This is a genomic window from Crossiella cryophila, from assembly GCF_014204915.1.
Lineage (GTDB): Bacteria > Actinomycetota > Actinomycetes > Mycobacteriales > Pseudonocardiaceae > Crossiella > Crossiella cryophila.
Genome location: NZ_JACHMH010000001.1, coordinates 2,225,562 through 2,239,455 on the forward strand (window position 1 = coordinate 2,225,562; position 13,894 = coordinate 2,239,455).

General features: G+C 72.1%; 10 protein-coding genes. 6 read left to right on the forward strand and 4 right to left on the reverse strand.

Going from position 1 to position 13,894, the window contains the following annotated elements; translation table 11 throughout:
• Positions 1–8: 8 nt before the first annotated feature.
• Both HNR67_RS10475 and HNR67_RS10480 read right to left on the reverse strand, forming a co-directional pair.
• Positions 9–2,270 (reverse strand): FtsK/SpoIIIE domain-containing protein, encoded by a 2,262-nt coding sequence (locus HNR67_RS10475; RefSeq protein WP_185001850.1) that lies wholly within the window; start codon positions 2,268–2,270, stop codon positions 9–11.
• An 8-nt stretch (positions 2,271–2,278) separates the two neighbouring features.
• The gene (locus HNR67_RS10480) at positions 2,279–4,489 is read right to left on the reverse strand and encodes an FtsK/SpoIIIE domain-containing protein (protein ID WP_185001851.1); all 2,211 of its coding nucleotides are present in this window, start codon (positions 4,487–4,489) and stop codon (positions 2,279–2,281) included.
• A gap of 244 nt (positions 4,490–4,733) precedes the next feature.
• On the opposite strand from HNR67_RS10480, the gene HNR67_RS10485 reads away from it, so the two are divergent.
• Positions 4,734–5,786 (forward strand): phosphotransferase, encoded by a 1,053-nt coding sequence (locus HNR67_RS10485; RefSeq protein ID WP_185001852.1) that lies wholly within the window; start codon positions 4,734–4,736, stop codon positions 5,784–5,786.
• 1 nt (position 5,787) lies between these two features.
• On the opposite strand, the gene HNR67_RS10490 is transcribed toward HNR67_RS10485, so the two are convergent.
• Positions 5,788–6,216 (reverse strand): nitroreductase family deazaflavin-dependent oxidoreductase, encoded by a 429-nt coding sequence (locus HNR67_RS10490; RefSeq protein WP_185001853.1) that lies wholly within the window; start codon positions 6,214–6,216, stop codon positions 5,788–5,790.
• Positions 6,217–6,233: 17 nt separating this feature from the next.
• Positions 6,234–6,860: a TetR/AcrR family transcriptional regulator gene (locus tag HNR67_RS10495; RefSeq protein WP_185001854.1), complete on the reverse strand. Its 627-nt coding sequence runs from the start codon at positions 6,858–6,860 to the stop codon at positions 6,234–6,236.
• Positions 6,861–6,931: 71 nt separating this feature from the next.
• Here HNR67_RS10495 and HNR67_RS10500 point away from each other — a divergent pair, with 71 nt between their 5' ends.
• The 5 genes from HNR67_RS10500 to HNR67_RS10520 all read left to right on the forward strand — a co-directional run bounded on the left by HNR67_RS10500 (position 6,932) and on the right by HNR67_RS10520 (position 13,888).
• A complete protein-coding gene (locus HNR67_RS10500) occupies positions 6,932–7,360 on the forward strand; it encodes a nuclear transport factor 2 family protein (RefSeq protein ID WP_185001855.1) in 429 nt (142 codons plus the stop codon).
• Entirely contained in the window at positions 7,353–8,198 is an 846-nt protein-coding gene (locus HNR67_RS10505; RefSeq protein ID WP_185001856.1) for an NAD(P)H-binding protein, read from the forward strand. Before HNR67_RS10500 ends, HNR67_RS10505 begins: the two co-directional genes overlap by 8 nt.
• A gap of 180 nt (positions 8,199–8,378) precedes the next feature.
• Entirely contained in the window at positions 8,379–10,535 is a 2,157-nt protein-coding gene (locus HNR67_RS10510; RefSeq protein WP_185001857.1) for a putative bifunctional diguanylate cyclase/phosphodiesterase, read from the forward strand.
• 405 nt (positions 10,536–10,940) lie between these two features.
• Positions 10,941–12,347 (forward strand): glycoside hydrolase family 28 protein, encoded by a 1,407-nt coding sequence (locus tag HNR67_RS10515; protein WP_185001858.1) that lies wholly within the window; start codon positions 10,941–10,943, stop codon positions 12,345–12,347.
• A gap of 71 nt (positions 12,348–12,418) precedes the next feature.
• Positions 12,419–13,888 carry an AlkA N-terminal domain-containing protein gene (locus HNR67_RS10520; RefSeq protein ID WP_185001859.1) on the forward strand — a complete coding sequence of 490 codons (1,470 nt, stop codon included), beginning with the start codon at positions 12,419–12,421 and terminating at the stop codon, positions 13,886–13,888.
• The last annotated feature ends 6 nt before the right edge of the window (positions 13,889–13,894 follow it).

A 13,894-nucleotide genomic window follows, 5' to 3' on the forward strand; every position in this document is an offset into this window, starting at 1 on the left:
ATCGCCGCTCACTGCTCGGGGACCCAGCCCAGCTGCACGAGCTGAGTCGGCCGGTTGTCCCGGTAGAGCTGGGCACAGCCCGGCGGCAGCACGTACGGGTTCAGGCCGGTGACCACGTCCGGGGTCGCCGGATCGCCGTTGAGCAGCAGCACCAGCGTCTCGCCGTAGTCCAGCGCGGTGAGCAGCGGGTCGGTGCGGCGCAGGTAGCGCCCGGCGATGATCAGGTGCAGCCCGATCTGCTTGGCGTGCGGCAGCAGCTCGGCCAGGGTGTCGAGCACCTCGGTGGACTGGGTCAGCTCGTAGTCGTCGATCACCAGGTACACGTCGGGGCCGGTGCCGCGGCCCTCGTCCCGCCGTTTGACCAGGGAGGCCCGGATCTCGCCGATCGGGACCTCCAGCTTGCCGGTCTGGGTCAGGTAGGTGAGCAGCCATTCGCCCTCGACCGCGCCGAGCCAGTTGCGCCGGGGGTCGATCCCGGCGACCACGGCCTTGTCCGGGGTGAGCGAGCTGGTGAGGTGGTGCAGCAGTGCGCGCAGCACGTTGGTGCGCCCGCTGTGGAACTCGCCGAAGCACAGCAGGTGCTGCTTCCAGCCGAACCCGAAGCCCTGGAGTTCGCCCTCCAGCACCCCCAGCGGCCACCGCTCGCCCGCGGGCACCTCGGCGATCGGCAGCATCGTGGGCAACGGCCGCAACTGCCTGGGCCGATCCCCGGTCCAGGCCAGGTCGATGGCCGCCACCGGCTGGGCTTCGTCCTGGAAGACCGGCAGCGCGGCCAGGAACGGCTCGGCCTGGCCGGTCAGCCCGTGCCCTCGGCCGGTGATCTGCTTGGCCAGCACCGGATCCACCGCCGAGTAGTGCGGGGCGGACAACCGGAGTTCCAGCCGGGTGCTGAAGGCGTCGGCCAGCGCGCCGTCCAGTTCGACCCAGCGGTGGATGCCCAGCAGCACGTGCACGTTCACCCCCGGCCCCCGGCAGATCAGGTCCCACACCGCGTCGTGCACGTTGGTGGTGCGGCGCAGGCCGTACCAGCCGTGCACCAGCACCACCACCGCGGCCGGTTCCCGCTCCCCGGTTCCGTTGCGCCGGGCCAGTTCCCGCCGGTCCACGAGCGCGGCCAGGTCGGTGGCGGTGTGCCAGAGCAGGGAGAAGTCCTGGTACCCGGCGGCCACCCTGGTGTGCGGCAGCTCGCGCAGCGCCAGCAGCGACTCACCGGCGAAGTCCAGCACGTAGAGCTGGAGGTGGGCCGGGGTGTTGGCCAGCGCCAGGCTCAGCGCGGCGTTGTGCAGCACCTCCTCCACCCCGGCGGACGGATCGCCGACGACCAGCGCGTGACCGTCCCCTGTGGACAGATCCAGCCGGTACGGCGCTCGCCGCCGCTCGTCGCGCCGGTCCACCAGACCGACGACCGGGGCCAGCCGCGGTTCGCCGGGGGAGTGCAGGCCCAGCTCCGCGCTGGTGGCCAGGGGCGGCAGCATGGTGTCCAGCGCCATCCGCTCGGCCAGCGGCGGCAGCAGCAGTGGCTCCGGGATCGCGCCGCCGAAGGGCAACGCGGCCAGGCCCTCGGTCACATCCACGGGCGGAAGTGGCTGGCAGACAACGGGATCCTGCCCCGAGGGCCACAGCACCAGATCGCTGTCCCTGATGTTCAGCTCGAAGCCGAAGTACTTCGCCAGCCCACCCGGCAGGTCGGTGACCTGGTCCACGGTCGCGACCAGGTGCACGCCCCGGTCCTGCCAGCCGGTCGCCTCGTCCCGGATCAGCTCGACCAGCCCCGGCGCCAGCCGGTCCAGCTTGAGCAGCCGGTTGACCACCACGACCAGGGTGGTCATCGGGTCCAGCGCGGGGTCGTAGTGCCGGGCCCGCTCGTAGTCGTGCTGGGTGCGCATCCCGCGCTGCCGCAACAACTCCGCCCGCCTGGTGCTCTCCGCGCGCAACGCGGTCAGCACCTGCGCGGCCGCGTCCGGGCCGGTGAGCAGGTGGGCGAGCTGCGGCACGGTCTCGAACCCGGCGAAGACCGCCCCGGCCTCGGCGTCCAGCAGGAACAGGTTCAGTGTGTCCGGCGAATGGGTGCCGACCAGCCCCAGCAGCAGCGCGCGCAGCGCGTCACCCCTGGCCGCCTCACTCAGTCCGGTGACCAGCCCGTGCGCGCCGATCCCGCCCAGCGAACGGGGTTTCAGGTCCACCGCCACCGGCTGACCCTCCACAGTGGACCCCACCGCCACCCGCAACCGTTGTCCCACCGGGACCACGGGCCAGGACGCCTCCGTCACAGCTCCCCCTACTCCGTCCACGTGATCTGCACTGTCTCCTCGGTCGTCCCGCGCCGGGTGATCGCCCGGCCCGGTGGCAGCGGCCGGGTGATGATCCTGGTCACCGGCGTCGGCGTCTTCAAGCCGCCGCTGAGTGCCAGCACGGTGGTGTCCGTACGGTCCAGCTCCTTGGTGACCTCGTCCAGCTGGGCCAGATGCCGCCCGGCCAGGACCAGGTGGAACCCGGTCTTGTCCGCCTCGGTGAGCAGCGGTGCCAGCTGGTGCCGGGACTTGGTCGAGAGCAGGTCGTAGTCGTCGATCACCAGGTACAGGTCGGGGCCCTGCCAGCCGTGCTCGGCGGTGCGGCGCCGGTCCAGGGACTGCCGGATCTCGGCCATGACCGTCTCGAACTTGCCGGGATCCCGGACGTACTCCAGCAACATCCCCTCGCAGTAGGCGTTGAACCAGGTCCGCCGGTAGTCCACGCCCACCACCCGTGCCTGCTCCGGGCTCCGCAACGCGACCAGCCCGCGCAGGAAGGTCTTGATCAGCGTGCTGCGCCCGCTCGCCGGATCGCCGAAGCAGGCCAGGTGCCGGGTGTTCAGGGTGAACGGCAGGCCGGAGCCCTCCACCAGGCCGAGCTTGTGGCTGCGGGCATCGCCGGGCAGTTCGGCGTAGACCACCTTGTACGGCAACGCGGCCAGCCGCTGCACGGGGTGCGGCCAGGCCGCGGCGATCTCCGGCACCAGGTCCCGGCCGGCGTAGCGCGGTTCGGCGATGGCGAAGGTCTGGCCCTCGCTGGTCCGGCCGCGCATCGGCCCCAGCCGCGGCGCCCGGCCGGGCAGCGGTGAACTGTCCGGATCGTCCAGCGTCAGCTCCAGCCGGTGCCGGAACGCGCCGTGCAGCCGGGGTTCCAGGTCCGCCCACCGGTGCAGGCCGAGCACCACGTGCACGCCAACCGCCTGACCGCGCAGCACCAGCTGCGGCAGCACCCTGGCCAGCTCAGGGTGCAGGTCGGGATCGGGCCAGCCGTGCACGATCACCGCGATCGCGGCCGCCTCGGCACGTTCCTCAGGAGTCGGGCAGCGGTGGTACAGCTCCTCCCGCTCCTTGATCAGTCCGGCCAGCTCGGCCTTGGCCTTGTCCCGCAGGCTGTCGTCCACGCCGCTGAGCGCGACCCGCACGTGCGGCAACCCGGCCAGGCCGGTCAGCGAGCTGCCGTTGAAGTCGAGCAGGTAGATCCGCAGCTCCCGCGGAGTCCGGTGCAGGGCAAGGCCCAGCGCGAAGGAACACAGCACCCTGGGCACGCCCAGCCGCTCCGCGCCCACCACCAGCACCTGCCCGAACTGCACCGGGACCTGGAACGAGCGCCCCCGCTCCGGACCGAGCAACTCGCCGACGAGCACGCTGCTCCGGCTGGCCAACTCGGCCTGCAGACCGCGTTCCTCGGTCGAGGCCAGCGAGGTCAGGTCGCCGAAGTCGATCGACTTCGGCGGGGCGAACCACTGCCCGGCCGGCGGCGGCATCCCGGCCAGCAGCGCGGTCGGCTCCGGCGGCGTGGCCGGGGTGAACGGCACCGGCTCCCGGCCGGGCACCCGCAGCTCGGCCCCGTGATCACCGGTGGCCAGCTCGAAACCGAAGTAGCCGTCCAGCTCCGCGGGCAGGTCCACCAGGCGGTCCTCGGCCACCAGCAGGTGCACGCCGTGGTCCCGCCAGACCGCGCAGTGCCTGGCCAGCAGCGCGGTCAGTTCCGGGTGTTCCCGGTGGATCAGGCTGAGCCGGTGCACCACCACGACCAGCGGCGACAGCACCGGCAGCTCCGGCCGGTAGTGCCGGGCCCGGTCGTAGTCGTGCAGGGTGCGCATGCCGTGCTCGCGCAACAGCCGCCTGCGGGTGGCGCTGGTCGCGGCCAGCGCCTCGACCAGGTGCGCGCGGCCCTGCCCCAGGGCGTGATCAGCCAGGTGCGGGGCCCGGTGGAAGGGCTCGAAGAGGTGCTCGTCCTCGCCGTCGACCAGCACGAGCTGCAGCGTGTCCGGGGCGTGCGTGCCGATCAGCCCGCCCAGCAGCGTGTGCAGCAGGTCGAGCCGGACATTGGCCGCGATACCGGTCAGCAGCCCGTGCGTGCCGATCCCGCCGAGCGAGGGCGGCTTCAGGTCCACCTCGACCGGCTGTCCGTCCACAGTGGACCCAACAGTCACCCGCAACCGCTGTGCCGCCGGTCGCGCCTGCCACCCGCTCAACCCCGGATCCCCCCGTGCTCATCGATCAACTCCGCCGCCCATCCTGACGTACTCGCCACACTCGCCGACGCCAGTCGGGCGTAGTCGCTGATCGAAGGGCTGCCGCCATCCGGGGGCGCACGCATCGGTCGGCCTGTGGATGGCGTAGACGCGGATTCAGCGTCAGACTGTCACCAACATCCCCCGTATCCGCCATTCGGGGGCTGGAACCAGGCTCGACTGTGTGAAATGGCGGAGGCCCCCCTTGACGCAGAAGCTCGACACTCGCACCCGCATCGACGCTGACTGGATCCGCGCGGCGCTGACCAGGGGCTGGGGTCCGGAGTGGGCCCGGGTCCCACTCAACCCCCTCACCGACTGGCAGGGCCGGGCCACCGGCGATTCCTGGCTGGTGCACGCCCGCAGCCACCCGCATGTGCTCAAGATCCGGCTGGATCCGGCTGAGCAGGTGGCGCCGGCGATGTATCCCTTACGGCAGAAGGTGATGGCGCACTGCCGACGGCACGGCGTGCCCGCGCCCAACCCGGTCCCGGCCGCCGACGGCGGCACCGTGTCCTGGCGGGACGACCTGGCCTGCGAGCTGACCCCCATGCTCAAGGGCGCGGTGCCCAACCACGCCGGCCAGGACCAGATCGTCGCGGTGGTCCGGGCCGGGCTGCGGCTGCGGGCCAGCCTGGACGAGATCCCGGCGCACCTGGTCACCGCGCTGGCCGCGACCTCGAGAGTCGAGTCCGCGGACTGGCGGCTCGCGGTGGAGGAGGCCAGGACCACGCTGCTGCCGGTGGCCGCGCACCGCACCGACGACTGGGGCCGGGCCTGCGCGGCTATGCTGCGCGGGGTGGTGGCCGCCGAGGGCCTGATGGCCGCCATCCGCCCGCGCCAGGTGTCCGCGGTGGTGCACGGCAGCCTGTGCGCCAAGCAGTTCGTGCTCTCCGGCGGCCGCGACCCGCAGGTGCTGGGCCTGCTCGACTTCGGCGCCCTGCACGCGGGCGACCCGCTGCTGGACCTGGCCGCGCTGGCCGACACCGCGGCCAGGGTCCGGGTCGGCGAGACCGCCCAGCGCCGCGCCCTGGCCCAGTTCCTGGACTGCGCGGTGCGCAACAACCTCCTCGCCGAGGGCCAGGAGCAGCTGTTGATGCCGCTGCTGCTGACCAGGACCGTGCCGCCGCTGATCGAGGTGATCCGCGAGGTGCTGCTGGACGGCCGCCGAGGGCCAGGCCTGGTCGAGCAGTTCGACCTCTACGACCCGATGCACAAGACCCACGTGCACCGCCTGCTCACCGGCCCTGGCTGGTGAGTCAGAGCCGTTCCAGCACCACCACCGGAATCCGCCGTGAGGTCCGGGTCTGGTACTGGTCGTAGTCCGGCCAGGCCTCGGTCATCACCGGCCACAACCGCGCCCGCTCCGCCTCGTCCGCGGTCCGCGCCCGCGCGGTGAACCGGTCCCCGGCCACCTGCACCTGGACCTCCGGCCGCGCCTGGAGGTTCAGGTACCACGCCGGATGCGTCGGCGCCCCGCCCTGGGCGGCCACCACCACGTAGTCCTCCCCGGCCCGCTGGTAGATCAACGCCGTCCGTCGCGGCTCCCCGCTGCGCCGCCCGGTGGTGGTCAGCAGCAGCGTGGTGGTGCCGTTCCACTCGTGTCCGTGCACGCCGTCGGAGGAGACGTACCGGTCGATGTGCTCCCGGACCCACCCCGTCGGGCTGTCGATCGGCTCCGCGCTCACCCTGCGCTCCTTCTGACTCAGCGGCCACCCTCGCCGTGGATCAACGCCGGTGCGCCCGCGGAAAGTCCGCGCAGCAGGAACTCCACCACCGAGTCCAGGTAGCCCTCCTCCTGCGGCGCCCGCCGCGCCACCAGCCGCCAGAACACCGGCGCCGCGACCAGGTCAAGGGCCAGCTCCAGATCGGTGTCGGCGGGCAGCTCGCCGCGCTCGATCGCCCGCCGCAGCAGTACCGCGCCCCTGGCCCGCCTGGGTTCGCCGAGCAGTTCGGCCATGGCGACGCCCAGCTCAGGGCGGCGGGCCGATTCGGCGATCAGGTCCGGCACGATCCGGGCGAACCGCGGGTGGGTCAGGAAGTCCCGGAACGCGGTCAGCGCGGCCAGCAGGTCGCCGCGCAGCGAGCCGGTGTCCGGGGTGGCGGCCATCGGCACGCCCAGTTCGGCGACCACCGCCAGCACCATGTCCTGCTTGGCAGGCCAGCGCCGGTACAGCGCGCTCTTGCCCACCCCGGCCCGCTTGGCCACCGCCTCCATGGACAGCCGGCCGTAACCGGCCTCGGCCAGCTCGTCCAGGGCCGCCTCGGTGATCGCGGCGGTGACCTGGGGCTGGAGCACGGCGGCGCCGGTGGGGGTGCGACGGGAGGTCATGGACGGAACGGTACCGTCCCGGCTATGTTAACGTCGGGACGGTACCGTTCCGTCCGGTTAGAGGAGTGAACATGCGCACTGCCCGACAGACCTTCGAGCACGGGCTGGAACTGTTGCTGGCCAAGGACATGGCCGCCTTCGTCCAGCTGTGGGCGCCGGCCGGGATCATGGAGTTCCCGTTCGCCGCGCCGGGCGCGCCGCGGCGGATCGAGGGCCGGGACGCGGTCTGGGAGTACCTGCGGGACTACCCGGAGATCCTGGACATCCGGGAGTTCCCGAGCGTCCTGGTGCACGAGACCACCGACCCGGAGGTGCTGGTGGTCGAGCTGGAGGCGGCCGGGTTCGTGGTGGCCAGCGGGGCGCCCTACCGGATCGGCTACGTCGCGGTGCTGACCATCCGCGACGGCGAGATCCACACCTACCGCGACTACTGGAGCCCGACCGCGCTGGCCGGACTGCTCGACGGCGCGGTGACCCTGCCGGGCGGCACCCGTGGCTGAGCCGATCCTGGTCACCGGCGCCACCGGGACCACCGGCGGCAGGCTGGTCCGGCGGCTGCTCGCGGCCGGGCACGAGGTGCGCGCGGCCAGCCGGAATCCGGGTGCCGCCAACCAGGTCCGCTTCGACTGGGCCGATCCGGGCACGCACGCCGCCGCGGTCGCCGGGGTGCGGCGGATGTACCTGGTCGCGCCGCCGGGCGTGGCCGACCCGCTGCCGCTGGTGGCGGAGTTCCTGCGGACCGCGCTGGCCGCCGGGCTGGCGCGGGTGGTGCTGCTCAGCTCCTCCGCGGTACCCGAGGGCGCGCCCGCGCTGGGGGAACTGCACGCGCTGGTGCGCCTGCAGTGTCCTGAATGGACAGTGCTGCGGCCGTCCTGGTTCATGCAGAACTTCCTCGGTGATCACCCGCTTGCCGTGGGGTTGCGCGAAAGGGGTGAACTGGTCAGCGCGACCGGGACCGGGCGGATCGGCTTCATCGACGCCGGGGACATCGCCGCGGTGGCCGGGCACGCGCTGCTGGCCGAGACCCCGCTGAACACCGAACTGGTGCTCACCGGGCCGGAAGCGCTCAGCTACGCCGACGCGGCCGCGATCTGGACCGAACTCGGCGTGCCTGCCCGGCACCACGCCGTCTCGGTGACCGAACTCACCCAGCGTCACATCGCCGCTGGTTACCCGCCGGACTTCGCCGCCCTGCTGGCCGGGCTGGACGAGGACATCCGGCAGGGCGCGGAGGACCGGGTCACCGACACCGTGCGGCGGCTGACCGGACGCGAGCCCTGCGCCCTTCGCACGGTGCTGCTGGGCGCGACGGCCGGACAGGTACCGGCAAACGGGTGACTCGGAGTGGCAAAAAGCTTGCGGACGGTAATAGTTGCCGGACACGAAGTCAGTCGATCAGGAACGGACCGTAGCTAGCCGACTCCGGGCTGGCGTCGGTAGGCTTCCCTGTCGCCGTGCCTTGCACTTCCCGACGTGCACGTGGACACCCCGACTACCGCGTACAACAGGCCAGCAACCATGACACTGCCACTCCCGGAAGACCTCCCGGCGCCGCGGCGCCCGGTGTCAGCTCATCAGGGCGGCTCCCCAGCCGATAATCCTCGTGAGCGGGAGAAACTTGCCAGGAAGTGGGCGTATCTGGTCAGCACCACCGCCTACATCCCGCTCTCCCACCCCGAGGTGGAACAGCGGCTGCAGGGCCTGGTGGACATCCTGGTCGGCACCGTGCGGGCAGAGCCCTTCGTCTCCGCTCCGGCCGGACCGGTCGGCGCGGAGCTGGTCGCGCTCAACTGCGTCGGGCCGGAGAGCCTGGAGCGCAGTGTCGACGTGCTCGGCCGGGCCCTGCTCGCACTGCCCAGCCTGCGCCGGGTCAACAAGCTCACCGACCGCGTGGTGATGGTGCTGGCCGCGCTCACCTCGGGTTACCTGGAGGCGTTCCGGGCCTTCATCTTCCAGCAGCAGGAGGCGCTGAACCGGGCGCTGTTCAAGGCGGCCAACGACGCCGAGCGGCAGCGCAAGGACAGCGACGCCCGGCTGGAGGAGGTCTTCCGCTGCTCGGCCAGCGGCATCGCCATCACCGACCTGGACGGCGCCTTCCTCAAGACCAACACCGCCGTGCACGAGCTGCTGGGCTACACCGCGGAGGAACTCACCGAGCTGACCCTGTTCGACCTGGTCGCGCCGGACGAGCGGGCCTCGCTGCGCAACGCCTGCGCCGACCTGCGGGCCGGCCGGGTGGACCGGCTCCGGCAGCAGCGGAAACGCATGCTGCACAAGGAGGAGGAGCCGCTGTGGGCGCTGCTGAGCGTCTCGCTGCAGCCCAGTGAGGGTCAGGAGCCGGGCAGGCTGGTCACCGTGATCGCGGACGACACCCAGGTCACCGCGCTGCAGAAGACGCTGAACCGGCAGTCGCTGCACGACATGGTCACCACGCTGCCCAACCGCCAGTACTTCAGCACCGCGGCCGAGACCATGCTGCGCCGGGCCGACCCGGCCACCGGCGTCACCCTGTACCACCTCGACCTGGACGCCTTCGCCGCGATCAACAACGGCTACGGCGCCGAGGTCGGCGACCGGCTGCTGCGGATCGTGGCCGATCGGCTGCTCACCATCTTCGAGGGCGAGGAGACGATCATCGCCCGCCTGGGCGGCGACGAGTTCGCGGTGCTGGTGCGCAACTCCGCGGACACCCCGAAGGTGCTCACCATGGTGCGCCGGATCGACGAGGAGCTGTCCGAACCGGTCTACCTCAACGACACCACCGGCGTCGCGGTCTCGGCCACCATCGGTGTGGTGCACCAGCCGCGCCCCAGCATCAGCGCGGTCGAGTTGATGCGCACCGGGGACCTGACCCTGCGCCGGGTCAAGCGCACCGGCCACCGTCAGTGGGCCATGTTCGACCAGGGCAAGGACTGCGCCGACCGCGACGACTTCCGCATCGCGGGCGCGATGGCGGGCGCCTGGGAGAACGGCGAGGTCCAGCTCCGGCACCGCCCCGTGGTCCGCCTGGCCGACCAGGAACTCCTCGGCCTGGAAGCCCTGCTGCACTGGGACAGCCCCGAGTTCGGCCCACTGGACAACGACCGCTGCCGGGCCCTGGCCGAGTCCACCGGCCTGATCATCCCGCTGGGTTCCTGGCTGCTGCAAGCGGCGGCCGAGCGCAACCGCCGCCGGGTCCAGCGGGCCGGCCGCGAACAACCCCTGCTGCTCAGCCTCACCCCGACCCAGGTGGTCGAACCCGACTTCACCTGCGTGGTGCAACAGGTGGTCAACGACACCGGCCTGCCGTATGAACAACTCCGCCTTGGCGTCCCCGTCACGGCCCTGACCTCCCCCATGGCCGTGGACAACCTCACCGACCTGGCCGACTCCGGCGTCCGCATCACCCTGGACGACTTCGGCTCGGCCACCGGCGAGATCGAGTACCTGGAAGACCTCCCGGTCAGCGCCGTCCGCGTCGCCCGCACCCTGGTCGCCCGCCAGGCGGCCCACCCCGCCTCGCTGACCAGCAAGGCCCTCCGCGAGCTGGTCGCCACCGCGCAACTGGCAGGCGCGACAGTCCTGGTGGACGGCATCCACACCCAGGCCCAGGCGGACTGGTGGCGCGCGGTCGGCGCCGAATCAGCCACCGGCGACCTCTTCACCGCCGACCCGGCAGCCGATCCAGCGGACTAACCACCCGCCCCCCCGCGCCGCGCACCCGAGCCCTGCCACACACCTCGTGCGGCTACGCGCCCACACCTCCACACCCGGCCCCAGCCCTTGGCGCCCGGCCCCAGCCCCGGCCCCTCGCCCCGGCACCCGGGTGCCCCCTCGCCCGGAGCTGCCTCCATCTCCGCGGCCCCGGCCCGCCCCTCCGCCTCGCCCCTTGCCCCAACTCTCCCCGCCTGCCCGCCCCGTCTGCCCCGGCCCCCGCCTGCTCCGCCCGCCTTGCGCCCGAACCCACCGCCCTCCCCGCGCCCCGCACCCCACCGAACCCACCCCAACTCCGCCGATCGGCTCTGGCCGCCCCGACCGAAAACGTTTACGGTCAACCACGCCGCCCCGCCCCACCCTTCGTTCGACGCGGAAGAAGGAGCCATGGAAGGCAGGATCAACCGCCGGACGCTGATCACCGGCCTCACCGCCGCCGCGGCCGCCCCACTGCTCGTCCCGGCCGCCGCCCAGGCGATCGGCAGCCCGGTGCCCGTCGCGCCCTACCTCGCGCCGCCCGCCGTGCCCACGCTGCCGTGGCCGGAGGCGAACAAGATCGTCGCCGAGACCACCCTGCCCACCTTCCCGGACCGCCTGTTCAAGGCCGCCGACTACGGTGCCAAGGGCGATGGCAAGACCGACAACACCGAGGCGTTCGCCAAGGCCATCGACGCCTGCACCAAGGCGGGCGGCGGGCACGTCACGGTGGTCAAGGGCACCTACGTCACCGGCGCGATCCGGTTGCGCAGCAACGTGCACCTGCACCTGGAGACCGGGGTGGTGCTCAAGTTCAGCGGTGACGGCACCAAGTTCCCCACCGTGCTCACCCGGTACGAGGGCATCGAGTGCATGAACCGGTCGCCGATGATCTACGCCTACGGCGAGAAGAACATCGCGATCACCGGCAAGGCCACCCTGGACGCGGGCGGCACCTCGCCGTGGAACAAGGGCAACGACCGCGCCTACCTGGAATCGCTGGTGGCCAAGGGAACCGCGCCGGAGAAGCGGATCGTGCCCGGCTCCGGCCACACCATGCGCTCGACCTTCATCGAGCCCTACAAGTGCGAGAACGTGCTCATCCAGGGCATCACGCTGAAGAACCCCAAGTTCTGGCAGATCCACCCCACGCTGTGCCGCAATGTCACCGTCGACGGCGTCAGCACCGACCCGACCACCTCGGCGAACAACACCGATGGCGTCGACCCGGAGTCCTGCGACCACGTGGTGATCGTCAACTGCGATCTCGGCGCGCACGACGACAACATCGCGATCAAGTCCGGCCGGGACGCCGACGGCCGCCGGATCAACGTGCCGTGCCAGAACATCGTGGTCGCCGACTGCCGGATGAACGGCAACTGGGGCGCCATCACCTGCGGCAGCGAGCAGACCGGCGGCATCCGCAACGTCTACGCCTACCGGCTCAACGTGGTGGGGGAGACCAAGTTCGCGCTCTACGTCAAGTCCAACACCAAGCGCGGCGGCTTCTCCACCAACATCAACCTGGACTCGGTCACCGGCACCTACGTCCGCTCGGTGGTGTACGTGAACTCCACCTACAACAACCAGACCGGCAACACCCCGCCCAAGTTCGGCCCGTTCCGGCTGAGCAACTGCGGCAGCACCAAGGCCGCCTCGGTGCTCAACGTGGCAGGCCTGGACGAATCGCACATCAACGGCCTCGAGCTGACCGACTGCAAGTTCAACGGCGTGGCCAGCACCGGCAACACCATCAAGTTCGTCGACGGCCTCAAACTCACCGGCAGCACCGTCAACGGCAAACCCATGCAACCCTGAGCTGACCCCTGGCCGACGTGGATGTCGGATTCCTGCTAGCAACCACGTCGGCCAGGGTCGATGCTGTACCCGTGCACGAGGACTTCGAGCGGTGCCTGCGGGCGGTCCAGGCCAAGGACGAGCGGTTCGACGGCTGGTTCTTCACCGCGGTCCGCACCACCGGCATCTACTGCAGGCCAAGCTGCCCGGTGCGCCCGCCCAAGGCGCGCAACATGGTCTTCCACCCCAGCGCGGCAGCCGCTCAGCAGGCCGGTTACCGCGCCTGCAAGCGCTGCCGCCCGGACGCCAGCCCCGGCTCGCCGGAGTGGAACCACCGTGCCGACGCGGTCGCCAGGGCCATGCGGCTGATCGCCGAGGGCGTGGTGGACCGCGAGGGCGTGCCCGGACTGGCCGCCCGGCTCGGCTACAGCACCCGCCAGGTCGAACGCCAGCTCAACGCCGAACTCGGCGCCGGACCACTGGCGCTGGCCAGGGCGCAGCGCGCGCAGACCGCCCGGCTGCTCATCGAGACCAGCGCGCTGACCATGACCGACATCGCGCTGGCCGCCGGCTTCGGCAGTGTGCGCACCTTCAACGACACCGTGCGCGAGGTCTTCGCGCTCTCCCCGAGCGAACTGCGTGCCAGGGCAGGCCGCGGCATCCCGGCCGTGACCACCGGCGCGCTGCTGCTGCGGTTGCCCTTCCGCAAGCCGCTGTGCCCGGACAACCTGTTCGGCCACCTCGCCGCCACCGCCGTGCCCGGCGTGGAGGAGTGGCGGGACGGCGCCTACCGCCGCACCCTGCGGTTGCCGCACGGCCACGGCATCGCCGAACTCTGGCCGCTGCCCGACCACATCGGCTGCCGGCTGTCCCTGACCGACATCCGCGACCTGCCGGTGGCGATCAGCCGCTGCCGGGTGCTGCTCGACCTGGACGCCGACCCGGCAGCCGTTGACGAGCAGCTGCGCGCCGACCCGGTGCTGAAACCGTTGGTGGAGAAGAACTCCGGCCGCCGGGTGCCGCGCACCGTCGACCCGGCCGAGTTCGCCGTGCGCGCCGTGCTCGGCCAGCAGGTCTCCACCGCGGCCGCCCGCACGCACGCCGCCCGCCTGGTCGCCGCGCACGGCGAGCCCATCGAGGATCCCTGCGGCGGCCTCACCCACCTGTTCCCTGCCCCGCGGGCGCTGACCCAGCTCGACCCGGCGAGCCTGGCCATGCCCGAATCCCGCCGCCGCACCCTGCTCGCCCTGGTGCACGCGCTGGCCGAGGGTGAGCTGGACCTCGGCCCCGGCAGTGACTGGACCGCCGCCCGCGACCGGCTCGCCGCGCTGCCCGGATTCGGCCCGTGGACGGTGGAAACCGTGGCCATGCGCGCCCTCGGCGACCCGGACGCCTTCATCCCCACCGATCTCGGCATCCGCCAGGCCGCCGAGAACCTCGGCCTGCCCAGCACCCCCGCCGCGCTCACCCGGCACGCCGGCCTCTGGCGACCCTGGCGCGCCTACGCCGTCCAGCACCTCTGGGCCACCGGCGACCACCCGATCAACCTGCTGCCCGCGTAAGGAAGA

Excerpts from the sequence above, each read along its gene's own strand:
- HNR67_RS10495 (WP_185001854.1), bottom strand. The coding sequence starts at position 6,860 with ATGACCTCCCGTCGCACCCCCACCGGCGCCGCCGTGCTCCAGCCCCAG.
- HNR67_RS10500 (WP_185001855.1), top strand. The coding sequence starts at position 6,932 with ATGCGCACTGCCCGACAGACCTTCGAGCACGGGCTGGAACTGTTGCTG.
- HNR67_RS10510 (WP_185001857.1), top strand. The coding sequence starts at position 8,379 with ATGACACTGCCACTCCCGGAAGACCTCCCGGCGCCGCGGCGCCCGGTG.
- HNR67_RS10515 (WP_185001858.1), top strand. The coding sequence starts at position 10,941 with ATGGAAGGCAGGATCAACCGCCGGACGCTGATCACCGGCCTCACCGCC.